This is a genomic window from Streptomyces sp. NPDC088766 (genome assembly GCF_044750845.1).
Lineage (GTDB): Bacteria > Actinomycetota > Actinomycetes > Streptomycetales > Streptomycetaceae > Streptomyces.
On the sequence record NZ_JBIVKQ010000003.1, the window covers coordinates 26,077 to 50,897 of the forward strand.

Annotated in this window: 19 protein-coding genes, 4 tRNA genes and 1 other RNA gene; 11 read left to right on the forward strand and 13 right to left on the reverse strand. The window is 72.2% G+C overall.

All coding sequences use genetic code 11. The features are described 5' to 3' along the window. Positions 1–200 precede the first annotated feature (200 nt). A complete protein-coding gene (locus ACIP5W_RS05345) occupies positions 201–1,304 on the forward strand; it encodes a Leu/Phe/Val dehydrogenase (protein ID WP_401467070.1) in 1,104 nt (367 codons plus the stop codon). A 281-nt stretch (positions 1,305–1,585) separates the two neighbouring features. Then, on the forward strand, positions 1,586–1,843 hold the full coding sequence (locus ACIP5W_RS05350; RefSeq protein ID WP_401467073.1) for a DUF3073 domain-containing protein: 258 nt from the start codon (positions 1,586–1,588) through the stop codon (positions 1,841–1,843). 87 nt (positions 1,844–1,930) lie between these two features. On the opposite strand, the gene purM is transcribed toward ACIP5W_RS05350, so the two are convergent. From purM to purS, 6 genes are all read right to left on the reverse strand, one after another. Next, the gene (gene purM / locus ACIP5W_RS05355; RefSeq protein WP_401467076.1) at positions 1,931–3,013 is read right to left on the reverse strand and encodes a phosphoribosylformylglycinamidine cyclo-ligase; all 1,083 of its coding nucleotides are present in this window, start codon (positions 3,011–3,013) and stop codon (positions 1,931–1,933) included. 46 nt (positions 3,014–3,059) lie between these two features. Then, a complete protein-coding gene (gene purF, locus ACIP5W_RS05360) occupies positions 3,060–4,586 on the reverse strand; it encodes an amidophosphoribosyltransferase (protein WP_401467079.1) in 1,527 nt (508 codons plus the stop codon). Between the two features lie 236 nt (positions 4,587–4,822). Next, a complete protein-coding gene (locus tag ACIP5W_RS05365) occupies positions 4,823–5,620 on the reverse strand; it encodes a sterol carrier family protein (protein WP_401467082.1) in 798 nt (265 codons plus the stop codon). Between the two features lie 296 nt (positions 5,621–5,916). Next, positions 5,917–8,175 (reverse strand): phosphoribosylformylglycinamidine synthase subunit PurL, encoded by a 2,259-nt coding sequence (gene purL, locus ACIP5W_RS05370; RefSeq protein ID WP_401467085.1) that lies wholly within the window; start codon positions 8,173–8,175, stop codon positions 5,917–5,919. Continuing rightward, a complete protein-coding gene (gene purQ / locus ACIP5W_RS05375; RefSeq protein ID WP_401467088.1) occupies positions 8,172–8,852 on the reverse strand; it encodes a phosphoribosylformylglycinamidine synthase subunit PurQ in 681 nt (226 codons plus the stop codon). Before purQ ends, purL begins: the two co-directional genes overlap by 4 nt. Continuing rightward, positions 8,849–9,112: a phosphoribosylformylglycinamidine synthase subunit PurS gene (gene purS / locus ACIP5W_RS05380; protein ID WP_015659417.1), complete on the reverse strand. Its 264-nt coding sequence runs from the start codon at positions 9,110–9,112 to the stop codon at positions 8,849–8,851. Before purS ends, purQ begins: the two co-directional genes overlap by 4 nt. Before the next feature lie 362 nt (positions 9,113–9,474). Here purS and ACIP5W_RS05385 point away from each other — a divergent pair, with 362 nt between their 5' ends. The 8 genes from ACIP5W_RS05385 to ACIP5W_RS05420 all read left to right on the forward strand — a co-directional run bounded on the left by ACIP5W_RS05385 (position 9,475) and on the right by ACIP5W_RS05420 (position 14,167). Next, the gene (locus ACIP5W_RS05385; RefSeq protein WP_366060175.1) at positions 9,475–9,792 is read left to right on the forward strand and encodes an Lsr2 family protein; all 318 of its coding nucleotides are present in this window, start codon (positions 9,475–9,477) and stop codon (positions 9,790–9,792) included. Positions 9,793–9,939: 147 nt separating this feature from the next. After that, positions 9,940–10,011 (forward strand) — tRNA-Gly (locus ACIP5W_RS05390). A gap of 80 nt (positions 10,012–10,091) precedes the next feature. Then, positions 10,092–10,167 (forward strand) — tRNA-Gly (locus ACIP5W_RS05395). Positions 10,168–10,348: 181 nt separating this feature from the next. After that, positions 10,349–11,305 carry an ABC transporter ATP-binding protein gene (locus tag ACIP5W_RS05400; protein WP_401467093.1) on the forward strand — a complete coding sequence of 319 codons (957 nt, stop codon included), beginning with the start codon at positions 10,349–10,351 and terminating at the stop codon, positions 11,303–11,305. 92 nt (positions 11,306–11,397) lie between these two features. Continuing rightward, positions 11,398–12,141 carry an ABC transporter permease gene (locus ACIP5W_RS05405; RefSeq protein ID WP_401467965.1) on the forward strand — a complete coding sequence of 248 codons (744 nt, stop codon included), beginning with the start codon at positions 11,398–11,400 and terminating at the stop codon, positions 12,139–12,141. 29 nt (positions 12,142–12,170) lie between these two features. Beyond that, positions 12,171–13,460: a sensor histidine kinase gene (locus ACIP5W_RS05410; RefSeq protein ID WP_401467096.1), complete on the forward strand. Its 1,290-nt coding sequence runs from the start codon at positions 12,171–12,173 to the stop codon at positions 13,458–13,460. Further along, positions 13,457–14,071 carry a response regulator gene (locus ACIP5W_RS05415; protein WP_401467099.1) on the forward strand — a complete coding sequence of 205 codons (615 nt, stop codon included), beginning with the start codon at positions 13,457–13,459 and terminating at the stop codon, positions 14,069–14,071. Before ACIP5W_RS05410 ends, ACIP5W_RS05415 begins: the two co-directional genes overlap by 4 nt. Before the next feature lie 23 nt (positions 14,072–14,094). Then, positions 14,095–14,167: transfer RNA gene (locus tag ACIP5W_RS05420), tRNA-Gly, on the forward strand. A 71-nt stretch (positions 14,168–14,238) separates the two neighbouring features. Here ACIP5W_RS05420 and ACIP5W_RS05425 read toward each other — a convergent pair. From ACIP5W_RS05425 to ffs, 6 genes are all read right to left on the reverse strand, one after another. Continuing rightward, entirely contained in the window at positions 14,239–15,138 is a 900-nt protein-coding gene (locus tag ACIP5W_RS05425; RefSeq protein ID WP_401467102.1) for a phosphoribosylaminoimidazolesuccinocarboxamide synthase, read from the reverse strand. A gap of 197 nt (positions 15,139–15,335) precedes the next feature. After that, positions 15,336–16,829, reverse strand: coding sequence for a N,N-dimethylformamidase beta subunit family domain-containing protein (locus ACIP5W_RS05430; protein ID WP_401467105.1), 1,494 nt, complete (start codon positions 16,827–16,829; stop codon positions 15,336–15,338). Positions 16,830–17,207: 378 nt separating this feature from the next. Continuing rightward, positions 17,208–18,986 carry a hypothetical protein gene (locus tag ACIP5W_RS05435; RefSeq protein ID WP_401467108.1) on the reverse strand — a complete coding sequence of 593 codons (1,779 nt, stop codon included), beginning with the start codon at positions 18,984–18,986 and terminating at the stop codon, positions 17,208–17,210. Between the two features lie 304 nt (positions 18,987–19,290). Next, entirely contained in the window at positions 19,291–20,547 is a 1,257-nt protein-coding gene (gene purD / locus ACIP5W_RS05440) for a phosphoribosylamine--glycine ligase (RefSeq protein ID WP_401467111.1), read from the reverse strand. A gap of 247 nt (positions 20,548–20,794) precedes the next feature. Continuing rightward, positions 20,795–23,119 (reverse strand): DNA polymerase III subunit gamma and tau, encoded by a 2,325-nt coding sequence (locus tag ACIP5W_RS05445; RefSeq protein WP_401467114.1) that lies wholly within the window; start codon positions 23,117–23,119, stop codon positions 20,795–20,797. A 45-nt stretch (positions 23,120–23,164) separates the two neighbouring features. Continuing rightward, positions 23,165–23,263: signal recognition particle sRNA small type (ffs, locus tag ACIP5W_RS05450), an RNA gene on the reverse strand. A gap of 72 nt (positions 23,264–23,335) precedes the next feature. On the opposite strand from ffs, the gene ACIP5W_RS05455 reads away from it, so the two are divergent. Beyond that, a tRNA-Ser gene (locus ACIP5W_RS05455) sits at positions 23,336–23,423 on the forward strand. A 62-nt stretch (positions 23,424–23,485) separates the two neighbouring features. Here the strand turns inward: ACIP5W_RS05455 and ACIP5W_RS05460 are convergent. Beyond that, positions 23,486–24,781, reverse strand: coding sequence for a tyrosine-type recombinase/integrase (locus ACIP5W_RS05460; RefSeq protein WP_401467117.1), 1,296 nt, complete (start codon positions 24,779–24,781; stop codon positions 23,486–23,488). Positions 24,782–24,821: the final 40 nt, after the last annotated feature.

A 24,821-nucleotide genomic window follows, 5' to 3' on the forward strand; every position in this document is an offset into this window, starting at 1 on the left:
CCGGCCGGGAAACCTTCCGGACCCCCTGGCGAGGAGGCCGGAGAGCATGCAGATCGTCGCACGGCCGTACTCCGCGAGAGGGTGATCCGCACCACGGAGCGTGCGGCGGGCGGCGCAGGCTCTACGCTCATCCCACAGGCCCCGCCACCCGTACGGGAGCCCCCGTCCCGCCCGCCGCTAGTTACCCAGGAGTCACCACCGTGACCGACGTATCCGGCGCCCCTGGTCATGTGCTGCACACCCTGTTCCACTCGGATCAGGGTGGTCATGAGCAGGTCGTGCTCTGCCAGGACCGTGCCAGCGGTCTGAAGGCCGTCATCGCCCTCCACTCCACCGCCCTGGGCCCCGCCCTCGGCGGCACGCGCTTCTACCCGTACGCGTCCGAGGAGGAGGCCGTCGCCGACGCGCTGAACCTCGCGCGCGGGATGTCGTACAAGAACGCCATGGCCGGGCTGGACCACGGCGGCGGCAAGGCCGTGATCATCGGCGACCCCGACACGATCAAGACCGAACAGCTGCTGCTCGCGTACGGCCGTTTCGTGGCCTCTCTCGGTGGGCGGTACGTGACCGCCTGCGACGTCGGCACCTATGTCGCCGACATGGACGTCGTGGCGCGCGAGTGCCGCTGGACGACCGGGCGCTCCCCCGAGAACGGCGGCGCGGGCGACTCGTCGGTACTGACCGCCTTCGGCGTCTACCAGGGCATGCGGGCCAGCGCCCAGCACCGGTGGGGCGACCCCTCGCTGCGCGACCGCAGGGTCGGGATCGCGGGCGTCGGCAAGGTCGGCCACCACCTGGTGGAACACCTGCGGGACGAGGGCGCCGAGGTCGTGATCACGGACGTGCGCGAGGACGCCGTACGCCGGATCCTCGACCGGCACCCCGAGGGCGTGACGGCGGTCGCGGACACCGAGGCGCTGATCCGGGTCGAGGGCCTCGACATCTACGCCCCCTGCGCGCTGGGCGGGGCGCTGAACGACGGGTCCGTGCCGGCGCTGACCGCGCGGATCGTGTGCGGAGCGGCCAACAACCAGCTCGCCCACCCGGGCGTGGAGAAGGACCTCGCCGACCGCGGGATCCTCTACGCGCCGGACTACGTGGTGAACGCCGGCGGGGTCATCCAGGTCGCCGACGAGCTGCACGGGTTCGACTTCGAGCGGTGCAGGGCGAAGGCCGCGAAGATCTTCGACACCACGCTCGCCATCTTCGCACGTGCGAAGACGGACGGGATTCCGCCGGCCGCGGCGGCCGACCGGATCGCCGAACAGCGCATGCACGAGGCGGCTCAGGCGCGCGGTTGGTGAGCATGCTCCGGTACCCGCCGGGGGAAAGTTCGAGAGAACTCTCACTCTTCCCGGCGGGTCGCCCGCGGATAAGTGGTTAAAATCGCCATTGACCAGCGAGGACAGGGCGCCTCGAAGGTTCTGTGCACACGCGCGTGCTACGGGCGACGTACCGTATGGGTTCGGGCTCAGGTACCGTGGAAGCCCTACGGACCGGCCTCTCTGCGGAGAGTCCGTTCCGGACCATGAACGCGTGTCAAGACTCTGGGGCCGTCGAGCCCCGTCGTTGAGGGGGTCGAGCCATGGGGCGCGGCCGGGCCAAGGCCAAGCAAGCGAAGGTCGCCCGCCAGCTGAAGTACAACAGCGGCGGGACGGATCTCTCACGCCTGGCCGAAGAGCTGGGCGCATCGCCATCGAACATTCCGCCGAACGGTCAGCCGTTCGAGGACGATGACGATGAGCAGGACGACGACCCGTACGCACGGTACGCCGAGCTGTACGGGGACGACGACGAGGACGAGGACGAGGACTCCTCGCACCAACACCGTCGCGGCGCTTGACCTTGCTTCGAGCACTCACCCGGTCGGTGACCCAGGTCACCGACCGGGTCTTGTGCTGCGCACAGGGTCCCGGCCCGCGTACGCGCGTCAGCCCGCGTAGTCCCCGACCAGGGCCGCACCACTCGTGTGCTCCCCGCGGTCGGTGATCTCGCCGGCGACCCACGCCTCGACCCCGCGGTCGGCCAGCGTGGTCAGCGCCACGTCCGCCGACTCCTCCGGGACGACGGCGATCATGCCGACGCCCATGTTCAGGGTCTTCTCCAGCTCCAGCCGCTCGACCCGGCCGGTCCGGCCGACGAGGTCGAAGACGGGGGCCGGGGTCCACGTGGAGCGGTCCACGATCGCGTGCAGTCCGTCGGGGATGACCCGGGCCAGGTTGGCCGCGAGTCCGCCGCCGGTCACGTGCGAGAAGGCGTGGACGTCCGTCGTGCGGGTGAGGGCCAGGCAGTCCAGCGAGTAGATCTTGGTCGGCTCCAGCAGCTCCTCGCCGAGGGTGCGGCCCAGTTCCTCGACGCGCGCGTCCAGGGAGAGCCCGGCCTGGTCCAGCAGGACGTGGCGGACCAGCGAGTACCCGTTGGAGTGAAGGCCGGAGGCCGCCATGGCGATCACCGCGTCGCCCGTGCGGATGCGGTCGGGGCCCAGCAGCCGGTCGGCCTCCACGACGCCCGTACCGGCGCCGGCGACGTCGAAGTCGTCCGGGCCGAGCAGCCCCGGGTGTTCGGCCGTCTCGCCGCCGACCAGGGCGCAGCCGGCCAGGACACAGCCCTCGGCGATGCCCTTGACGATGGCGGCGACCCGCTCGGGGTGGACCTTGCCGACACAGATGTAGTCGGTCATGAACAGCGGCTCGGCGCCGCACACCACGATGTCGTCCATGACCATGGCGACCAGGTCGTGGCCGATGGTGTCGTAGACGCCCATCTGGCGGGCGACGTCGACCTTGGTGCCGACGCCGTCGGTGGCGGAGGCCAGCAGGGGGCGCTCGTAGTTCTTGAGGGCGGAGGCGTCGAAGAGACCGGCGAAACCGCCGAGGCCGCCGAGGACCTCGGGGCGCCGGGTCTTCTTCACCCACTCCTTCATGAGTTCCACTGCGCGGTCGCCCGCTTCGATGTCGACACCTGCTGTTTTGTAAGACGCCGCTGCGTAGCTGGCACCAGTTGTCTCAGACATGGGAGGTGAGAACTTTCGTGTCGTACGGCAGGTATGACGGGACCGTCTACGGGCGGCGGATCGCGTCGGCGGCGGCCGTCGCGGCCGGACCGGCGGCCAGCTCCGTCTCCAGGAGCTGCTTGCCGAGCAGCTCGGGGTCGGGCAGATCCATCGGGTACTCGCCGTCGAAGCAGGCGCGGCAGAGGTTCGGCTTGGCGATGGTGGTCGCCTCGATCATGCCGTCGATGGAGATGTACGCCAGGGAGTCGGCGCCCAGCGAGGTGCCGATCTCGTCGATCGACATGCCGTTGGCGATCAGCTCGGCACGGGTGGCGAAGTCGATGCCGAAGAAGCAGGGCCACTTCACGGGCGGCGAGGAGATCCGGATGTGGACCTCGGCGGCGCCGGCCTCGCGCAGCATGCGGACCAGGGCCCGCTGGGTGTTGCCGCGCACGATCGAGTCGTCGACGACGACCAGGCGCTTGCCCTTGATGACTTCCTTGAGCGGGTTCAGCTTCAGGCGGATGCCGAGCTGGCGGATGGTCTGCGAGGGCTGGATGAAGGTCCGGCCCACGTAGGCGTTCTTGACCAGGCCGGCGCCGAAGGGGATGCCGGAGGCTTCCGCGTAGCCGATGGCCGCCGGGGTGCCGGACTCCGGGGTCGCTATGACCAGGTCGGCGTCGGCCGGGGCTTCCTTGGCGAGTTTCCGGCCCATCTCCACACGGGAGAGGTAGACGTTCCGGCCGGCGATGTCGGTGTCCGGGCGGGCCAGGTAGACGTACTCGAAGACGCAGCCCTTGGGCTTCGCTTCCGCGAACCGGGAGGTGCGCAGGCCGTTCTCGTCGATGGCGACGAACTCGCCCGGCTCGATCTCGCGGACGTACGAGGCGCCGCAGATGTCGAGGGCGGCGGACTCGGAGGCGACGACCCAGCCGCGCTCCAGCCGGCCGAGGACCAGCGGGCGGATGCCCTGCGGGTCGCGGGCGGCGTAGAGCGTGTGCTCGTCCATGAAGACGAGGGAGAAGGCGCCGCGGACCTGCGGGAGGACGGTGTGGGCCGCCTCCTCGATGGTCAGGGGCTTGCCGTCCTCGTCGACCTGGGCCGCGAGGAGCGCGGTGAGCAGGTCGGTGTCATTGGTCGCCGCGACGCGCGGGGAGCGGCCCTCCTGCTTGGGCAGGTCGGCGACCATCTCGGCGAGCTGGGCGGTGTTGACGAGGTTTCCGTTGTGCCCGAGCGCGATGGAGCCGTGCGCGGTGGCACGGAACGTCGGCTGGGCGTTCTCCCACACGGAGGCGCCGGTGGTCGAGTAGCGGGCGTGTCCGACCGCGATGTGACCCTGGAGCGATCCGAGCGAGGTTTCGTCGAAGACCTGGGAGACCAGACCCATGTCCTTGAAGACGAGGATCTGGGAGCCGTTGCTGACCGCGATTCCCGCGGATTCCTGGCCTCGATGCTGGAGGGCGTAGAGCCCGAAGTAAGTGAGCTTGGCGACCTCTTCACCGGGAGCCCAGACCCCGAAGACGCCGCAAGCGTCCTGGGGGCCCTTCTCGCCGGGGAGCAGATCATGACTGAGTCGACCGTCACCACGTGGCACGTCATCGAGTGTAGGCGAGGTCGACCACTGGTCCGAATTGGGGATACCCGCCGGTAATTCGATCTTGAGCATTCGAAGGCCGCCCAGATCACCTCGTCCATGCAGGTCAGGAGCGGTTTCCGGCGATCGACCCGCCGGCCGGGCGCGCCGCGTCGGCCGCCGTCCGGCGGCCGGCTCCGCGGGCATGAGTGAGGTGTCGCACACCATTGGGCACCCACCATTGGGCATCCACCGGGTCAGGACATGAGCGGCAGCAGCTCCGCGAGGTCCGCCCGCTCCCCGCTCGCGGCGACCCTCGCCTCCTCGACGGCCGCCTTCCAGCTCAGCCGCCCGCAGGCCAGCCGCACCCAGGTCAGCGGGTCGGTCTCGACCACGTTGGGCGGGGTGCCGCGGGTGTGCCGGGGCCCCTCGACGCACTGCACGACGGCGTACGGCGGGATCCGCACCTCGGTCGCCCCGCCGGGCGCCCGGACGGCCAGGGCGTCGGCCAGCAGCCGGGTGGCGGCGGCGAGGGCCTGGCGGTCGTACGGGACGTCCAGGCCGGGGACGGCCGCGTTCAGGTCGTCGGTGTGGACGACGAGTTCGACGGTGCGGGTGACCAGGTAGTCGGCCAGGCGCAGCGCGCCCGCGTTCGTCTCCAGCACCCGGGAGCCGGGATGGGCGTCGAGCCGCTCGACGAGCTCCCGCTCCACGGCCGTGAGGTGGGCGTCCGGGTCCGGGTGGTCCGCGGACAGCCGCCGCGTGAAGGCGTCGATGGCCGGGGCGCTCACGGACGTCGCGAACGGCCAGTCGAGCAGGGTGGCGTCCGGCTTCGCCGGCTCCGGCAGGTCGAGCGACCGCCCCACCGCCGTGACGGCCATCCCGATGTGCGCGACCAGCTCCCGCACGGTCCACTCCCCCAGCCGTGTCGGCCGCGCGAGCTGCTCCGGGGTCAGTGTGGCGACGGCCTGCCGCACGTGGCCGAGCTGGGCCAGCACCGCGGCACGGGTCCTGGCGGGGTCGTAGGTCCTGGTGCGCTTCTTGGCCAAAGGCATGGCGGGAAGCCTATTGCGTGCCGGTCCGGGGCCGGCGTCCTTCGGGGACCGGTACCCGCGCGGGCGGACCGCCACGGATTCACCGGCCGCGTCGGGCCGCCCCCGTGGGCGTCCGCGAGGAGGCGGAGGCGCCGGCCTCCCGAACCCGCCCCGGTCGCCGGCCCGCACGGCGACGGCCGCGGGAACGGTTGCGCAGGACGGCGGCCGGCACGCATGCCGAAGGCCGCCGCCCGGGCGTTCAAGGAAGCCCGGGCGGCGGCCTTCGGGTGGTGGTACGGCCGGGCCGCGAGCGCCGCCTACGCGAGCAGCGCCGGGATGGTGTCCTCGTGCGCCCTGCGCAGGTCCTCCAGGGAGAGCGCGAACTCGCCCTGGACGTCGACGGTGTCGCCGTCGACGACACCGACGCGGGTGGCCGGCAGGCCGCGGGCGCCGCACATGTCGGTGAAACGCAGTTCCTCCGAGCGCGGGACGGCGACGACCGCGCGGCCCGCCGACTCCGAGAAGAGGAACGTGAACGCGTCCAGGCCGTCCGGGACGACCAGGCGGGCGCCCTTCTCCCCGAGCAGCGCCGACTCGACCACGGCCTGGATCAGACCGCCGTCGGACAGGTCGTGCGCGGCGTCGATCATGCCGTCACGGGACGCGGAGATCAGGATCTCGGCCAGCAGGCGCTCGCGCTCCAGGTCGACCTTCGGGGGCAGGCCGCCGAGGTGGTCGTGGATCACCTGGGACCAGGCCGAACCGCCGAACTCCTCACGGGTGTCGCCGAGGAGGTACAGCAGCTGGCCCTCCTCCTGGAAGGCGACCGGGGTGCGGCGGGCCACGTCGTCGATGACGCCCAGGACCGCGACCACCGGGGTCGGATGGATGGCCGCCTCGCCCGTCTGGTTGTAGAGGGAGACGTTGCCGCCGGTCACCGGGGTGCCCAACTGCCGGCAGGCGTCGGCGAGTCCGCGGACGGCCTCGGCGAACTGCCACATGACGGCCGGGTCCTCGGGCGAGCCGAAGTTCAGGCAGTCGGAGACGGCGAGCGGCTTGGCGCCGGTCGTCGCCACGTTGCGGTACGCCTCCGCGAGCGCGAGCTGGGCGCCGTGGTACGGGTCCAGCTTCGCGTACCGGCCGTTGCCGTCGGTGGCGATGGCGACGCCGAGGCCGGTCTCCTCGTCGATGCGGATCATGCCCGAGTCCTCGGGCTGGGCGAGGACCGTGTTGCCCTGCACGAAGTGGTCGTACTGGGACGTGATCCACTTCTTGGAGGCCTGGTTCGGGGAGGACACCAGCTTCAGGACCTGGTCCTTCAGCTCCTCACCCGTGGCCGGCCTGGGCAGTTTGTTCGCGTCGTCGGCCTGGAGGGCGTCCTGCCAGTCCGGGCGGGCGTAGGGGCGCTCGTAGACCGGGCCGTCGTGGGCGACCGTGCGCGGGTCGACGTCGACGATCTTGCCGCCGTGCCAGTAGATCTCCAGGCGGTCGCCGTCGGTCACCTCACCGATGACGGTGGCGATGACGTCCCACTTGTCGCAGATCTCCAGGAAGCGGTCGACCTTCTCCGGCTCGACGACCGCGCACATGCGTTCCTGCGACTCGCTCATGAGGATCTCCTCGGGCGAGAGCGTGGAGTCGCGCAGCGGTACGTCGTCGAGCGTCACGCGCATGCCGCCGGAACCGTTCGACGCCAGCTCGCTCGTCGCGCAGGACAGGCCCGCCGCGCCGAGGTCCTGGATGCCGACGACGAGCTTCTCCTGGAAGGCCTCCAGGGTGCACTCGATGAGGAGCTTCTCCTGGAAGGGGTCGCCGACCTGGACCGCCGGGCGCTTCGAGGGCTTGGCGTCGTCGAAGGTCTCCGAGGCCAGGATCGAGGCGCCGCCGATGCCGTCGCCGCCGGTCCGGGCGCCGTACAGGATGACCTTGTTGCCCGCGCCCGACGCCTTCGCGAGGTGGATGTCCTCGTGCCGCATCACGCCGATGGCACCGGCGTTGACCAGCGGGTTGCCCTGGTAGCAGGCGTCGAAGACGACCTCGCCGCCGATGTTGGGCAGGCCCAGGCAGTTGCCGTAGCCGCCGATGCCGGCGACGACGCCCGGCAGGACGCGCTTGGTGTCGGGGTGGTCGGCCGCGCCGAAGCGCAGCGGGTCGACCACGGCCACCGGCCGCGCGCCCATCGCGATGATGTCGCGGACGATGCCGCCGACACCGGTCGCGGCGCCCTGGTAGGGCTCGACGTACGACGGGTGGTTGTGCGACTCGACCTTGAAGGTCACCGCGTAGCCCTGGCCGACGTCGACGACGCCCGCGTTCTCGCCGATGCCCACGAGGAGGGCGTCGGACTGCGGGGCCTTCTCGCCGAACTGGCGCAGGTGGACCTTGGAGGACTTGTACGAGCAGTGCTCGGACCACATGACCGAGTACATGGCGAGTTCGGCGCCGGTCGGGCGGCGGCCGAGGATCTCCACCACCCGCTCGTACTCGTCCTTCTTCAGGCCGAGTTCGGCCCAGGGCAGCTCGACGTCGGGGGTAGCGGCCGCGTGCTCGACCGTGTCCAGAGGCGTCCGGCTCATGCGTTGACCAGCTTCTTGAGGATCGAGGTGAAGAAGGGGAGGCCGTCGGTGCGGCCGGAGCCGATGAGCGGCTCGACGGCGTGCTCCGGGTGCGGCATGAGGCCGACGACGTTCCCGGCCTCGTTGGTGATGCCGGCGATGTCACGGAGCGAACCGTTGGGGTTCAGGTCCAGGTAGCGGAAGGCGACCCGGCCCTCGGCCTCGAGCTTGTCGAGGGTGTAGTCGTCGGCGACGTACCGGCCGTCCATGTTCTTCAGCGGGATGTGGATCTCCTGGCCGGCCGTGTAGTCGGCCGTCCAGGCGGTGTCCGCGTTCTCCACCCGCAGCTTCTGGTCGCGGCAGATGAAGTGGAGGTGGTCGTTGCCGAGCATCGCGCCCGGGAGGAGGTGGGCCTCGGTGAGGATCTGGAAGCCGTTGCAGATGCCGAGGACCGGCAGTCCGGCCTTCGCCTGCTCGATGAGGGGCTCCATCACCGGCGAGAAACGGGCGATGGCACCGGCGCGCAGATAGTCGCCGTAGGAGAAACCGCCGCACAGCACCACGGCGTCGACCTGGTGGAGGTCCTTGTCCTTGTGCCAGAGCGCGACCGGTTCGGCGCCCGCGAGCCGGATCGCGCGCTGCGTGTCCCGGTCGTCGAGGCTGCCCGGGAAAGTGACGACGCCAATACGAGCGGTCACTTCGCGGCCTCCGCGACTTCCTCCACCTTGACGGTGAAGTCCTCGATCACGGTGTTGGCGAGGAAGGATTCCGCAAGATCGTGGATGCGGGCGAGCGCGGCCTCGTCGACCGGTCCGTCAACTTCCAGTTCGAATCGCTTTCCCTGACGTACGTCGGAGATGCCTTCGAAACCCAGCCGCGGCAGTGCGCGCTGCACCGCCTGGCCCTGGGGGTCGAGGATCTCCGGCTTGAGCATGACGTCGACTACGACGCGTGCCACTGGCACTCCCGGTGTTGTGGTGCTGAGCAGGTTCCTGCGTGTGTCTTCAGACTACCCGCACAAAATTTCTACGCGAGTAGAGTTGTAGGAAACTACGTGAGCGCGATCACGATCGGGTACCGGATCAGGTGGCGGGGAGCGTCCCTCACGGAAAATTCCGGGAAAGATCCGTGACGCGCCCCGGCCGCCTATTGCGCTGGGACACGCTGACAGATTTAGTCGAGCTTCACATTCGATTGCCGGGCACTGTACAAATGAAATGGCAATAGCCGATACTTTGCCCCATAACAGGCGAACAGTCGACATCTCCGCGGCGTCTTGGCACGTCATCGCAGAGCTGTCGCACGAAGGGACCGATATTCGTGGCGCAGAAGGTCGTGGTCACTCTCTTCGACGACATCGACGGCTCGGAAGCGGCGGAAACGATCGCCTTCGGACTCGACGGCAGGTCGTACGAGATCGACCTGAATGAAGCCAATGCCGAGAAACTGCGCAAGGCGCTCGCGCCCTACGTGGAGGCCGGCCGCAAGCGGTCCAGGTCCGGCAAGGCGTACCGGCAGACGGAGGTCGCCCCCGACCCGGCGGCGGTCCGCGCCTGGGCCCAGGCCAACAAGCTGGACGTGCCCGCGCGCGGCCGCATCCCCAAGAAGGTCTACGAGGCGTTCGCCGAGGCGCAGTGAGCCGGTGGGGGCGGCCCTGAGCACGAGCCCGCGGGGGCCGTCAGCGGACCCCGCGGGCAACCGACTTGCGCTACCCCCCACATGGTCGGCTAATGTCTGGAGCACGCCAGCGGGGCGGGGCCGAAAAGCCCAGGTCACCGAGGTCGTGCGGGTGTAGTTCAGTAGTAGAACATCCCCCTTCCAGGGGGAAGGCGCAGTGTGCAATTCCTGTCACCCGCTCTGCATCACCGTCCCGGTCCCCCTTGTGGATCAGGTAGGCTGGTGCCCGCGCCGACCGGTGAAAGCCAGTCGGATGCAATGCGGACGTAGCTCAGTTGGTAGAGCGCAACCTTGCCAAGGTTGAGGTCGCGAGTTCGAGCCTCGTCGTCCGCTCCATACCGAAGGCCCCGGTCACCGACCGGGGCCTTCGGCGTATCCCCCTTTCCCTCCCGCCTCTGTGCCCTCCCCTCTTCGCGCTGTCGCGCTTCGTGCTTGACGCTTCGCTCCTGACATTTGTCATGCGGAGCGATGACAAGGCGCACTGCCGTCGGCGGTCCGCCGACGGGACGCTGGAGTCATGGAAGCAAGGGACACGGAAGAACACGTGATAGAGGTCACCGACCTCCGGCGTGTGTACGGGGGCGGGTTCGAGGCGGTCCGCGGGATCTCCTTCCGCGTCGGACGCGGCGAGGTCTTCGCACTGCTCGGCACCAACGGGGCCGGCAAGACCTCCACGGTCGAACTGCTCGAAGGGCTCGCGCGGCCCGACGGAGGGCGGGTCCGGATCCTCGGCCACGATCCCTTCACCGAGCGGGCCGCCGTACGGCCGCGGACCGGGGTGATGCTCCAGGAGGGCGGCTTCCCGTCCGAGCTGAGCGTCGCCGAGACCGCCCGGATGTGGGCGGGCTGTGTCAGCGGGGCCCGGCCGGTCGCGGAGGCGCTGGCACTGGTCGGGCTCGCCGGGAAGACCGGCGTACGGGTGAAGCAGTTGTCCGGGGGCGAGCGGCGAAGGCTCGATCTGGCGCTCGCGCTGCTCGGGGAGCCGGAGGTGCTGTTCCTCGACGAGCCGACCACCGGGCTGGACGCCGAGGGCCGGCGGGACACCTGGGACCTGGTGCGCGCCCTGCGGGACGCCGGGACGACGGTACTGCTGACGACGCACTACCTGGAGGAGGCGGAGGGTCTCGCCGACCGGCTGGCCATCCTGCACCGGGGGCGGATCGCGGCCTCCGGGACGCCCGCCGAGGTGACCGCCGAACAGCCGTCCCGGATCTCCTTCCGGCTGCCGGAGGGGTACTTCGTGGGCGATCTGCCCCCACTGGACGCGCTGGGCGTGTGCGACCACGAGATCGAGGGACGGCTGGTGCGGCTGCGGACCCGGGAGTTGCAGCGGGCGGCCACCGGACTGCTGGTGTGGGCCGAGCGGGCCGGGGTGGAACTGCGGGGGCTCGACCTGCGGTCGGCCTCGCTGGAGGAGGCGTTCCTGGGCATCGCCCGGGAGGCGTCGGAGAAGAACGAAGGGGTCGCGGCATGAGCGGCGGTACGGTCAGGAGTTCGGTGGGGGACGCGGTCGGGGGACCCGTGGGTGCCCCGCCCAGGGGTGCGGTGACCACTCCCGTGAGCCGGATGGCCGCCCTCGCCCGCGCCGAACTCACGCTGCTGGGGCGGAGCAGGGCCACCGTCGTCGCCGCCGTCCTGGTGCCGCTCGGGCTGCCGTTCAGCCTGCGGCCGGTGGTGGACGACATGAACGTGGAGGACTCCGGACTCAGCGTCGGGCTGGTGCTGCTGCCCGCCGCGCTCGGGTTCTCGCTGCTGTTCGGGGTGTACGCGGCACTCACCGGCATCTACACGGCCCGGCGCGAGGAACTCGTGCTGAAGCGGCTGCGCACCGGCGAACTGCGGGACGCCGAGGTCATCGCCGGTTCCGCGCTGCCGGTGCTCACCATGGGGCTGGTGCAGTGCCTGGTGCTGGCGGTGGGCTGTACGGCCTTCCTCGACGTGCCCGCGCCCGAGGCGCCCCACCTCGCCGTCCTGGGCGTGCTGCTGGGCCTGCTGATGTGCTCGGCGCTGGGCGCGGTCACCGCGAGCGTGACGCGGACCGTGGAGAGCGCTCAGGTGACCACCCTGCCCTTCGTGCTGGTGTCGATGGTCGCCTCCGGGGTGACCGTCCCGCTGGAGCTGCTGCCCGGCCGGGTCGCCTCCGGCTTCGAACTGCTGCCGCTGAGCCCGGTGATCACCCTGGTCCGCGGCGGGTGGAGCGGCGACCTCTCGGCGTACGAGGCCCTGGGTGCGCTGGCGACGGCGCTGGCCTGGACCGTGCTGGCGGTGTTTGCTGTACGGCGGTGGTTCCGGTGGGAGCCGCGGCGCTGACGGACCGGGGACACGGGGGAGGGACGCAGATGCGCGGGGCGGAAGAGACCGGCTTTCGCGGGACGGACGTGCTCGGGGCGGGTGGCTGGTGGCGGCGGAAGAGTTCGCCGGCGAAGGTCGAGACCTACACGCGCTGGTCGTTCCACTTCTTCGTGCTGGGCGAGTTCGCGGCGGTGGGCGTGCCGTTCGGCAGCGGGGTGTGGCGGGGGTCCGCGCTGTGGCTGCCGTTGGTCCTGGCCGGGCACTGCGCGCTGTCCGCGGTGACGGCCTCGCGGGCGCTGGACTGGACGCGGGGCCGGCGGCCCCGGCCCGTGCGGCTGATGGCGGCGTTCGCCGTCGTCACCGCCGCGGTCGCGGCGGCCGCGCTGTGGACCGCCGAACACGGTCCGGGCGGTCCGGAAGGCAAGGCGGCGGACACCGCCGCGGGCGGGGTCTTCGGCATCGCCCTGGTCTTCGCGGCGGGCGTCACCGCCCTCGGCGTCCGCGGCTGGCGGCACGCTCTCGCGGTCGTCGCCGCTCACGCCGCGGGCGCCGGAGTCCTGGCGCTGCTGTTCGGCGCGCCCGGCCCGGCCGTCCTGGTCTCGGTGGCGGCGGTGCTCCTCGGCGGCGGCTTCATAGCCACCACCTCCGTCTTCTCCGTCTGGCTCCTCGACACCGTCTACCGGCTCGACGAGGCCCGCGAGACCCGCGCCCGGCTCGCCGTCGCCGAGGAACGGCTGCGGTTCGGCCGCGACCTGCACGACGTGATGGGCCGGAACCTGGCGGTGATCGCCCTCAAGAGCGAGCTGGCCGTGCAGCTGGCCCGCCGCGGGCGCCCCGAGGCCGTCGAGCAGATGGTCGAGGTCCAGCGGATCGCGCGGGAGTCCCAGCGGGAGGTGCGGGACGTCGTACGCGGGTACCGGGAGGCCGACCTCGGGGTCGAACTCGTCGGTGCGCAGGGGGTGCTGACCGCGGCCGGGATCGACTGCGAGGTGCGCGGGGAGGCCGGCGGGCTGCCCGCCGAGGTGCAGTCGGCGCTCGGCTGGGTGGTGCGGGAGACGACCACGAACGTGCTGCGGCACGGGGATGCGGGGCGGTGTGCGGTGGAGATCGGGGTGACCGGCGGGAAGGTGGTGCTGACGGTGGAGAACGACGGGGCGGACCGGGCGGCCGGCGTCGGGGCGTCCGGCGGGGGGTCGGGGCTCGCCGGGCTGGCGGAGCGGTTGCGGAAGGTGGGCGGGACCCTGGAGGCGGGGATCGCCGGGGCCGGGGTGTTCCGGGTGGTGGCCGAGGTGCCGCTGGCCGTGAAGGACGTCGCGGTGGGCGAGGCCGCCTCGTGAGCGGCGTGGTGCGGGTGCTGCTCGCCGACGACGAACACCTGATCCGGGGCGCGCTGGCCGCGCTGCTCTCGCTGGAGGACGATCTGGTGATCGTCGCCGAGGCGGCCACCGGGCCCGAGGCCCTGGCGATGGCGCGGGCGCACCGGCCGGACGTGGCCGTCCTGGATCTCCAGATGCCGGGCGCCGACGGTGTGAAGGTCGCCACATCGCTGCGGGCCGAACTGCCCGGCTGCCAGGCGTTGATCGTGACCAGCCACGGCCGCCCGGGTCATCTGAAACGGGCGCTTGCGGCAGGTGTGCGCGGTTTCGTCCCGAAGACGGTGAGCGCACAGCGGCTCGCGGAGATCATCCGTACCGTGCGGGCCGGAAACCGTTACGTCGACCCCGAGTTGGCCGCCGACGCGATCGCCGCCGGGGACTCCCCGCTGACCTCGCGCGAGGCGGAGGTGCTCGAACTCGCCGCCGACGGGGCGCCCGTCACGGAGATCGCCGAGCGGGCCGCGCTGTCGCCGGGGACGGTGCGCAACTATCTGTCGTCGGCCGTGTCCAAGCTGGGGGCGGAGAACCGTCACGCGGCGGTACGTCTCGCACGTGAGCGGGGTTGGGTATAGTTGCTCTCGCGCCACGGCGCACTGCGGACGTAGCTCAGTTGGTAGAGCGCAACCTTGCCAAGGTTGAGGTCGCGAGTTCGAGCCTCGTCGTCCGCTCAGGATCAAGCCCCCCGGTCTCGGCCGGGGGGCTTCTTCGTGGCCGCTCCGAACGAACGGCCCGAGTTCCGCTACGACCAGCTCGTGCCCGTCAACCGCTCGTACGCCTCGATGTACTTGGCGCGGGTCGCGTCCACGACCTCCTGCGGCAGCGCAGGCGGCGGCTGCTCGCCGGCGCGGTCCCAGCCGGAGTCCTCCGAGGTCAGCCAGTCCCGCACGAACTGCTTGTCGTACGACGGCTGCGCGCGGCCCGGCTGCCAGGTGTCGGCCGGCCAGAAGCGGGAGGAGTCCGGGGTGAGGACCTCGTCGGCGATGACGAGCGTCTCGCCCTCGAAGCCGAACTCGAACTTGGTGTCGGCGAGGATGATGCCCCGGTCGCGGGCGATGTCCCGGGCCCGGCCGTAGACCGCGAGAGTCGTCCGGCGCAGCCGGGCGGCGGTGTCGGCGCCGACCTGGCGGGCGACCTCCTCGTAGGAGACGTTCTCGTCGTGGTCGCCGACCGCGGCCTTGGTGGCCGGGGTGAAGATCGGGGCGGGCAGCTCGGAGCCGTCGACCAGGCCTTCGGGGAGCGCGAGGCCGCAGACCGTGCGGGACTCCTTGTACTCGGCCAGGCCCGAGCCGGTGAGGTAGCCGCGGGCCACGCACTCGACCGGGACCATCTTCAGCGACTTGCAGACGAGGGTGCGGCCGGCCCAGTCGGCGGGGGCGCCGGCGGGCAGCTCGGTGCTCAGGACGTGGTGCGGGACGAGGTCGGCGAGCTGGTCGAACCACCACAGGGAGAGCTGCGTCAGGACGCGGCCCTTGTCGGGGATCTCGGTGGGCAGGACCCAGTCGAAGGCGGAGATGCGGTCGCTGGCGACCATCACGAGGTCGCCGGCCTCGTTCCGGTACAGCTCGCGCACCTTGCCGGTGTGCAGATGCACCAGGCCCGGCACCTGCAGGGGTTCGGGCTTTTCTACGAATCCGGACACGGTTCCTCCCCGTGGTTCTGTCTGAGTGGCTTGATTGTCCCGTACATCGGGATCGGTCACGGACAGCGGGGGTCGGGGGCACGGCCGGACGGGGGCGGCCGGGCGGACGGGGGCGGCCGGGCGGACGGGGCCGAGGGGGGACGCAGGCCGGGCCGTGCCGGGCCGAGGAGGGACGGAGGCGGGGCCGGCCGGGGGCCTCAGTCGCGTTTGCAGATGCGGTCCAGGAGGTTCGCCGTGGCGCGCTGGACGCGGGGGTCCACATGGCCGGGGCGGTCCAGGGCCGGGGACCAGGCGAAGGTGCCGGAGGCGAAGACCAGGGCGCCGGAGGGGGCCCGGTAGAGGGAGGTCTCCTGGTGGCGCAGGGCGCCCCTGCTGTCGGTGTAGGGGGAGTGCGCGAGGAGGGTGCGCTCCTCGTGGGGCGGCAGCGGGGTGCGGGGGAAGTAGCGGTCGGCCTCGCCCGCGACCAGGCCGTCGATGCCGTCGCCCTCGTGGGCGCCGGTCGCCTCCCACAGCCAGTGACCGGCGTTGCGCACGATCAGGGGACGGGGTTCGGGGACCCGGCCCGCGTACTGGATGCCCACCAGCTGCTGTTCGGCGCGGTCGATCTCGCGCCAGAGCGCCGGCCTGCCGGGGCCCTTGCGTTTCCGGCAGGTCAGCAGGCGGCCGGGGGCGCCGGACGGGGAGGGCCCCAGCTCCACCTGCCAGTACAGGGTGTTGGCGGAGAGGAACACGAGTGAGGTGCCGCTGTCGCGGGCGAGTTCCACGGTGCGGCGCATGGCCGTCGACCAGTACTCGTCGTGGCCGGGGAAGACCAGGCCGCGGTAGCGGGTGGGCTGGACGTGACCGGCGTGCAGGTCGCGGGCGTCGGCGTAGGCGAGGTCGTAGCCGTAGCGCTCGGCCCAGCGGATGAAGTCGTAGGCGTGGCCGACGTGCAGGGGGAGGCCGGCGCCCGCGTACGGCCGGTCGAAGGAGACGGTCGTCGCGGCGTCGGCCTCGCCGAGGAGGCGGCCGTCCTCGTCCCAGGCGTGGTAGAGGCTGGCGCCGGTGCGGCCGTCCTCCGGGTAGAGGTTGTAGGCCTGCCAGGTGATGTCGGGGAGCAGCAGCAGGAGATCGGCCGGACGGTTGTCGCGGACGGTGAAGGGGATGTGGGAGCGGTAGCCGTCGGCGGTGGTGAGGACGGCGACGTACGCCCCGACGTTCCAGTACGACGGGACCTGGAGGCGCCAGGACAGCCACCAGTGGTGGCAGGAGACCGTGCGGTCGGCCGTCAGGGGCGGGGGCTGGACGATGCCGGGGAGACGGGGGCTGGTGGTGATCTTGGCCGCGCCGTCACCGTCGTAGTGGCCGATGCGGTAGATGTCGACGCTGAATTCCTGGGGCGGGTCGACGGTGATGTGGAAGTCGATGGCCTCGCCCGGGGCGACCGCGCCGGTGGAGGTGAAGCCCTTGATCTGACGGCGGACGTCGTCGGCTGAGCGGGGACCTCCGCCGGAGCGGGGGGACGGGATCCGGGAGGCCGGCTCCGGGGTGGCGGCGGGGACCGGGTCGACGTACCAGGGGACGACCTGGCCGGTGTCGTCGAAGTAGGTCTCGCTGCCGCGCAGCCACGGGAGGGGGCCCTGGCCGAAGGGATCCGTCACGGCGTGCGCCAGCGCTCCCGATTCCCATCGGCGGATGTGCTTGTGTCCCATGGTGCTTCCCTCCCTCTGACCCCCGTATTGCCGGTGTGTGTGCGGCCTGTTCGCGTGCGGTACGGATACGGCTGTGCGGGTGCCGGGCGGGTGCCTGTGGTCGGCAGGCGGTGCGCCCGGGGCATGCGCGTTGCTGGGTGTACGGGCTTGCCTGGTTGCTCGTGTCCTGCCCGTGGCGTGGCACGGTGCGACGATTCACGCGTTTTACGCGTTTCGCGCGGTCGTCCTATGTCGCCGGCGCTTGCCGTGAGCGGGATCGGTCCCAGCACATCACACAACGCCCGCAGACGGTCACTATTCGTTGTGAATTGGCTGAAAGTGGAACTAAGTGCTCCGCTGTGGGCGGCGGCCTGCCTTCCGGCTGCCGGCCGGTCCTCGTCAGCCGAGGCGTACGGGCTTCTCCGGCCGTATGCCCACTTCCACCAGCCAGGTGCGCAGCGGGATCGCGTCGCCGTCCTCGACCAGGCTCAGCACGCGGGACGTCAGGTCGGTCACGCGCTCGCCGTCGACCAGTAGGGTCGGACCGTCGAGCCAGTCGAGGCCGGGGGTGGCGCCCACGATGTCCATCGCGGCGCAGCAGACCATCGCCGTGACGTGGTCGGCGAGCAGTTCGCGGTCGGTGCGCGGGGGCTGGAGCGGGAAGAGCGGGAGCGCGCGGTCGTCCCAGAGCGCGGCCTCGGGCCCCTGGCCGGCCGGCCGCCCTCCAGGCCCCGACGGCACGGCCCCGGCCTCCTCGCGGGCGACCTCGGCCCCGAGGCGGGTGGCCAGGGCGGCGCTGCGGGGGTTCTGGGGGAACTCGTCGTCCTCGTCCGCGTCGCCGGAGGGGGTGCGGGAGGCGGGGGCGGGGCCCGGCTCGCCGTCCCGGACGGGACCGGGACCGGGACCGGGACCGGTGAGATGGTCCAGTACGCGCGCCAGGTTGGGGCCCTCCGCGGCCGGGGTGGTGCGGCGGACGCCCAGGGCGTCCAGCACGCGGTGGAGACGGGCCGCGTCGGTACGCCACTTGCGGTCGACGACCTCGTCCGGATACTCCTGCCAGGCGACCGGGGACCAGTCGGGGCCGGTCTCGGCCGGGCCGCCGTGGAAGAGGCGGGCGGCGAGGAGGGACGTGGCCTCGTCGACCGCGCCGGGCTCCTCCAGCAGATCGCAGGCGGGGCGCTCGCCCAGCCGGGAGGTGAAGCCCTCGGCCAGACGGTCGCGCCGGGACAGCTCGGTGAGGGCGGCGACCACCCCGACGTCGAGCCGGGAGGGCCAGCGGCCCATGCGCCAGGCGGGCAGCGCCACGCGGGTGAGGAGCCGGTCCCAGCCGGCGTACGCCAGCCCGACCTGCTCCTGGGCGACGATCCGCAGCCCGTAGTCCACGGTCTGGGCCCGTTCGGCCGCCGCCGCGGCCACCCCACGCTCCATCTCCGCCGCGTGCGCCTGGCAGCTCCGCAGCAGCAGGCGGGCGACCCGGCCGATGCCCGCGCCGAGCAGCCGCACGCCGGGGCCCCGGCCGCGGTCGGCCGACACGGCCACCGCGGCGTCCAGCCCGCGCACGAAGCGCCGGGCAGCCGCTATGTCGGGGTGCGCGGAGGGGCCCGTGCCGGCGACGACCGGTGCGAGGACGGCGCGCAGCTCGCCCACCCGCATCCACCACAGGAACGGGGAGCCGATGACGAGGACCGGCGCCGTCGTCGTACGGCCGTGGGGGTGATGGCCGGGGCCGGCTATCTCGTCGCGCGCACGGGGCGCGGGCGGGCCGTGGGCCGGGTGGGTGCGGTCCTCCAGCCAGCTGTCGCAGTCCGGGGTGAGCGCTATCGCGGAGGGCGCGGGGACGTCGAGACGGTCGGCGAGGTCGCGCACCAGCCGGTACAGGTCGGGGGCCGCGCTCTCGGCGATCTCGACCGTGGGAGTGACGGCGGGCCGGGCCCGGGCGACGACCAGGGCGATCACCCCGGCGGCCAGCAGCACGAGGACCGCGAGCACGGACGTCGCCCAGCGGGCGACGTCCCAGCCGTGGCCCACGAAGCGGCCGCTGGAGCCGCCCGCGAGCAGGATCACCGCCGCCGCGGCGGGCAGCAGCGCGACGGCCAGCGCCCGGCTGCGGATCCGCAGCACCGCCAGCGCCCTCGCCCGCGCCCCCTGGGCACGCGCCTCCACTCCGATACCGGTCACGCCGGACCTCACCCCCTCCCCTCAGTGCAGGCCGTCCCGGCTCTTCTGGTCTTGCTCACTCCCCCACTGTGGCAGTCGTCACTGACATCGCAATGCCGGTGGGCCAAGTGCCGGAACGCTTGCGCCGCACCCTAGTTGGCACGTCGGCCTCCGTCAGCCGGATGGAAGAGGGGTCACCCGATGGAATGGCTTTGGGGAAAGGTGCATGCCTGCGGGCACGGAACAGGCCCCGGATCCGATGGACGTTCCCGTCCTGGATCCGGGGCCTGGAAGTGCCTGCCGGGAGCTGCGCGCCCGCTGCGGATCAGCCCGTCCCGGCCGCCGCCTTCGCAGCGATGTCCGTGCGGTGCCGGGAGCCGTCCAGACCGATGCGCGCGACCGCCCGGTACGCCCGTTCCCGGGCCTGGGCGAGGTCCGCGCCGGTCGCCGTGACGGACAGGACGCGGCCGCCCGCGCTGACCACCGTGTCGCCGTCGCGCCGGGTGCCGGCGTGCAGCACGTACGCGTGCGGGGCGTCCTCGGCGGCCACCTCGTCGAGGCCGGTGATCGGGTCGCCGGTGCGCGGGGTGCCGGGGTAGTTGTGCGAGGCCACGACCACGGTGACGGCCGCCTCGTCGCTCCAGCGCAGGGGCGGCAGGTCGGCGAGGTTGCCGGTGGCGGCGGCCATCAGCACGCCGGCCAGCGGGGTCTTCAGGCGGGCCAGGACCACCTGGGTCTCGGGGTCGCCGAAGCGGGCGTTGAACTCGATGACCCGCACGCCGCGGCCGGTGATGGCGAGTCCGGCGTAGAGCAGGCCCGAGAACGGGGTGCCGCGGCGGCGCATCTCGTCGACGGTCGGCTGGAGGACGGTCTCCATCACCTCGTCGACCAGCTTGGGGTCGGCCCAGGGCAGCGGGGAGTACGCGCCCATGCCGCCGGTGTTCGGGCCCTCGTCGCCGTCCAGTGCGCGCTTGAAGTCCTGGGCGGGCCGGAGCGGGACGACCGTCTCGCCGTCGGTGACGGCGAAGAGGGAGACCTCGGGACCGTCGAGGAACTCCTCGACGACCACCCGCTCACAGGCGGCGGCGTGCGCCTTCGCGACCTCCAGGTCGGCGGTCACGACGACGCCCTTGCCGGCGGCCAGGCCGTCGTCCTTGACGACGTAGGGCGCGCCGAAGGCGTCGAGGGCGGCGGCTGCCTCGGCGGGCGTGGTGCAGACGTAGGAGCGGGCGGTCGGCACACCGGCCGCGGCCATCACGTCCTTCGCGAACGCCTTGGAGCCCTCCAGCCGGGCGGCCTCCCCGGAGGGGCCGAACACCGGGATGCCCGCCGCGCGCACGGCGTCGGCGACCCCGGCGACCAGGGGCGCCTCCGGGCCCACGATCACGAGCTGCGCGCCCAGCTCGGTGGCCAGCGCGGACACGGCCTTGCCGTCCAGGGCGTCGACCGGGTGCAGCTCGGCGACCTCGCCGATGCCGGCGTTGCCGGGGGCGCAGTGCAGCGCGGTGACCGCGGGGTCGAGGGACAGTGAGCGGCACAGGGCGTGTTCGCGGGCGCCGCTGCCGATGACGAGGACGTTCACGGGGTCAGCCTAACCGGCCCGGCTCCGGGTGCTTGTGCGGGCTTCCGAAGGACGGGGGGCGAGGCGTTCGTAGGTTCCTCCGAAGCGGGGCCGCGGACCGGGGCGACCGTGGGCCGGGGTGCCCTGTCTGCCGGGATGCCCTGCCTGCCGGAGTGCCCGCGAGGTGGGTGACCGTGACCGCGGGCGGCCTCGGCCGGGGTGGCCGCCCACCGGGCAGACACCGTCTCCCTGGCGGCGGGCGCGCCCGCTACTCGTTGGTGAACTCGTCCACGACGGTCGCGCCCAGCTCACGCACGATCAGGTCGTGCCCGGAGAGGGCCGACTCGTTGAGGTCGGGGTCGTCGTCCTCGGGGATGTCGTCCTCGATGGCGACGTGCTCAGGGGCGGCGGTCCGGGGTCTCGGGGCCGCGTGGGCGGAGGAGGGGGGCGGGGCCTGCCGGGCCTGTGGGGGGCCGGGGGGAGGGGAGGCGTTCGGGGTGTGGGGGGTCGGTGTGCCGCCGCCCGCGCCGGCTCCGGGAGCCGGGGCGGGGGATCCGTAGCCACCGCCGTAACCGCTCGGGACGTGGCTGCCGCCGGAGCCGGGCGGAACCGGGGGACCGCCGAAGCCGCCGGCCGGCGGGGGCGCGGAGCCGCCGCCGGACGGGTCGACGAGCGCGTCGATCTTCCACTGGACGTTGAACTGCTCGGCCAGCGCCTGCCGCAGCACCTCCTCGCTGCCGCTGCTGACGAAGTTGTCGCGGGCGCCGGAGTTGACGAAGGCGATCTGGAGCGTGGTGCCGTCGAAGCCCGTGACCTGGGCGTTCTGGCTGAGCAGGATCCAGGTGAAGCGGCGGCGGTTCTTGACCGCCTCCAGGATGTTGGGCCAGAGCGTGCGGGGGTCGAGGCCACCGGCGGGCGGGGCGTAGGCAGCGGCCGCCGGAGCGGCTGCGGGTGCGGGTCCGGCCGGCGCCGGGGCGGACGCGGCGGCCGGGGCGGGGGGCGCCGCGGGGCGCCCCCCGCCTGCGGGCGTCGCGGTGGGCCAGCCGCCGGGCCTACGACCGCTGCCTGCGGCGGTGGCGGTGGGCCAGGCGCCGGGGGCAGGGGCAGGGGCGGTGGCGACGACGGGGCTCGCCTGGGCCGCGGCGGGTGCCGCGGGGGCCTGCTGGGGCGAGGGGGGCGTCTGGGGAGCCTGGGGAACCTGGGGCGAATGAGGGGGTTGGGCCGCGGGACCACTCGGAGCCACCGGAGCACTCGGGGCAGCCGAGCCGCGTACCGCGGCGCGGGCGGCTGCCGCGCCGCCTCCCGGCGGGACGGGGGCGGCGGTCGGCGGGACGGGGGCGCCGTACGGGGCCGGTGCGGCCGCCGCGTGGGCCTCCGCGCCGGGGGCGTACCCCACGGCGGGCATTCCGGCGGGGGCCGAGCCCGCGGAGAAGTTCACGCCGCGCTCGATCCGGTCGAGGCGGGCCATCACCGACCGCTCGTCGCCGTAGGCGGCCGGGAGCAGGACGCGGGCGCAGATCAGCTCGAGCTGGAGGCGGGGCGAGTGGGCGCCGCGCATCTCGGTGAGGCCCTGGTTGACGAGGTCGGCGGCGCGGCTCAGCTCGGCGGCGCCGAAGACTCCCGCCTGGGCCTGCATCCGCTCGATGACGTCGGAAGGGGCGTCGATGAGCCCCTTCTCGGCGGCGTCCGGGACCGCGGCGAGGATGACGAGGTCCCGCAGTCGCTCGAGCAGGTCGGCGACGAACCGCCGCGGGTCGTTGCCCCCCTCGATGATCCGGTCCACGACCTCGAAGGCGGCGGCCCCGTCCCCGGTGGCGAACGACTCGACGACGGAGTCGAGCAGCGAGCCGTCCGTGTATCCGAGGAGGGAGGTGGCCATGGCGTACGTCACACCGGCCTCGCCGGCGCCCGCGAGGAGCTGGTCCATGACGGACATGGAGTCACGCACGGAGCCGGCGCCGGAACGCACGACGAGCGGCAGGACCCCCTCCTCGACCGGGATGTTCTCCTTCTGGCACACCTCGCCGAGGTACTCCCGCAGCGTGCCGGGCGGCACGAGGCGGAAGGGGTAGTGGTGCGTCCGGGACCGGATGGTGCCGATGACCTTCTCGGGCTCGGTGGTGGCGAAGATGAACTTGAGGTGCTCCGGCGGCTCCTCGACGACCTTGAGCAGAGCGTTGAACCCGGCCGACGTGACCATGTGGGCCTCGTCGATGATGTAGATCTTGTAACGGCTGCCTGCGGGCCCGAAGAAGGCCTTCTCCCGCAGGTCACGGGCGTCGTCCACACCGCCGTGCGACGCGGCGTCGATCTCGATGACGTCGATGGAGCCGGGGCCGGTCCGCGCCAGGTCCCGGCAGGACTGGCACTCGCCGCACGGCGTGGGCGTGGGGCCCTTCTCGCAGTTCAGGCAGCGGGCCAGGATGCGCGCGCTGGTCGTCTTGCCACATCCGCGCGGTCCGCTGAACAGGTACGCGTGATTGACCCGGTTGTTCCGCAGCGCCTGCTGCAACGGGTCGGTGACATGCTCCTGCCCGATGACCTCGGCGAACGACTCCGGGCGATAACGGCGGTACAGCGCGAGAGACGACACGCATACGAGGTTATAGGCGCCCACCGACAACCGGCCCCGCCCCGGAACGCGAGCGCCCCCCACGCACCCGCCAGAGCCGACCTACCCTTGCTGCCTTCCGGCCCTGGGGGAGTTCAGTCAGATAGCGCCGCGTGAGGGGCTGCGCCCACAGTACCCGATGGCGGCAGGCGGGAACGAGTTCGCGAGCACTCCTCAACGTCTTGTATTGTTTGCGGCGGAGGATTCGCCTAGAGGCCTAGGGCGCACGCTTGGAAAGCGTGTTGGGGGCAACCCCTCACGAGTTCGAATCTCGTATCCTCCGCCAGTGCCTCACCGGGCACGATGTCGAAGGGCCCCACCGTTCGCGGTGGGGCCCTTCGACGTGTCTCAGCGCTCGTTGTCCTGGTTTTTGTCCACAGCGGGTGTTTCCGGGGTGTCCGGGGTTCCCCAGATCGCATTGGCGATCTTCCGGGCGACGTCCTTCAACATGACGTCGGGCACATGCAGGTACCTCGCCCGCATCCGTGCGGAGGTCCCCGGCTCCCATCCCATGATCTGGTCAATGACCCGGTCAGGGACACCGAGCAGCATGAGCACCGTGGCGGCCGTGTGCCGGGCGTCGTGAAGTCGGCCGTCCCGGACTTGTGCGTCTTCCAGCAGCCGCTTCCAGTCGTGGTAGTCCGTGTTCGGGCTCAACGGGCCACCCAACCTCTTGGTGAACACGTAGTCCGACTCGACCCACAGGTCCCCGGCGGTCTTGCGCTCGCGTGCCTGCGCCTCCGCGTGCGAGCGGAGCATGGCGACCAGCGGGCCCGGCAGGGGCACCGCGCGCCGGCCCGCCCGCGACTTGGTGTTCTTGGTCTCGCGCCGGACCTGTTCCTTGTCCGGGCAGTACCCCGCCGCCGCCCGACCGCACGGCGAGGCTTCCGGGCACCCGTGCTTGTACCTGGGACGCAGACGGTTGCGGCGCAGCTTGAGGTACTCGTTGTCCAGGTCGACATCAGACCAGCGCAGACCGAGCGTCTCGCCCTGTCGCAGACCGAGGGCGAGGGCGAGCATCCATCGGGCGCTGTTCCGGCGCTTGTTGGCTTCCAGCAGCAGCCGCTGAACCTCGTCTACGGAGTAGGGCTCAACCTCTGTTTCGTCCTCTTCCATCCGTGGCGGTTTCGCCAGTGCGGCAGCGTTCTTGGCCGCGTGGCCGCGTCGCACCGCCTCACCGAGCGCGGTCCGGGCGGTGCGGTGCGCCTGGTGAGCCGTGCCGGCCTTGCGGGCCCCGTTCTTCTGCATCCGGCGGTACAGGCTTTCCAGGTGCTCGGGCTCCAAGCGGTCAAGGCGGTGCTTGCCGACACCGGGCACAAGGTGGACGCGAACGGCCACCTCGTAGCCGTCGTAGGTGTTCTCGCTGACGGTCGGCTTGGCGATGTTCTCGACCCAATGCAACAGCCACTTCTCGACCGTCCACGGCTTGCCGGGCTGACGCGCCGATCCCTCGTCTCGCTGCTTCTCCAGCTTCCTGACCTCGTCGACCAACTCTTTGCGCGTCGGGCGCGTCAGGTGCCGGCGGTACGGCGTTCCGTCGTCCTTGTAGCCCATCGGAACGCGGGCGTGCCAACGGCCGTCCTTGCCGAAGTAGATCGCCGATTCGCCGTTGGCGCGACGGGTGCGCTTCTTCTCTTCTGCCACAGGCAGGCTCCTGTTTCTCGGTGTCGGGATGGGGACCGGG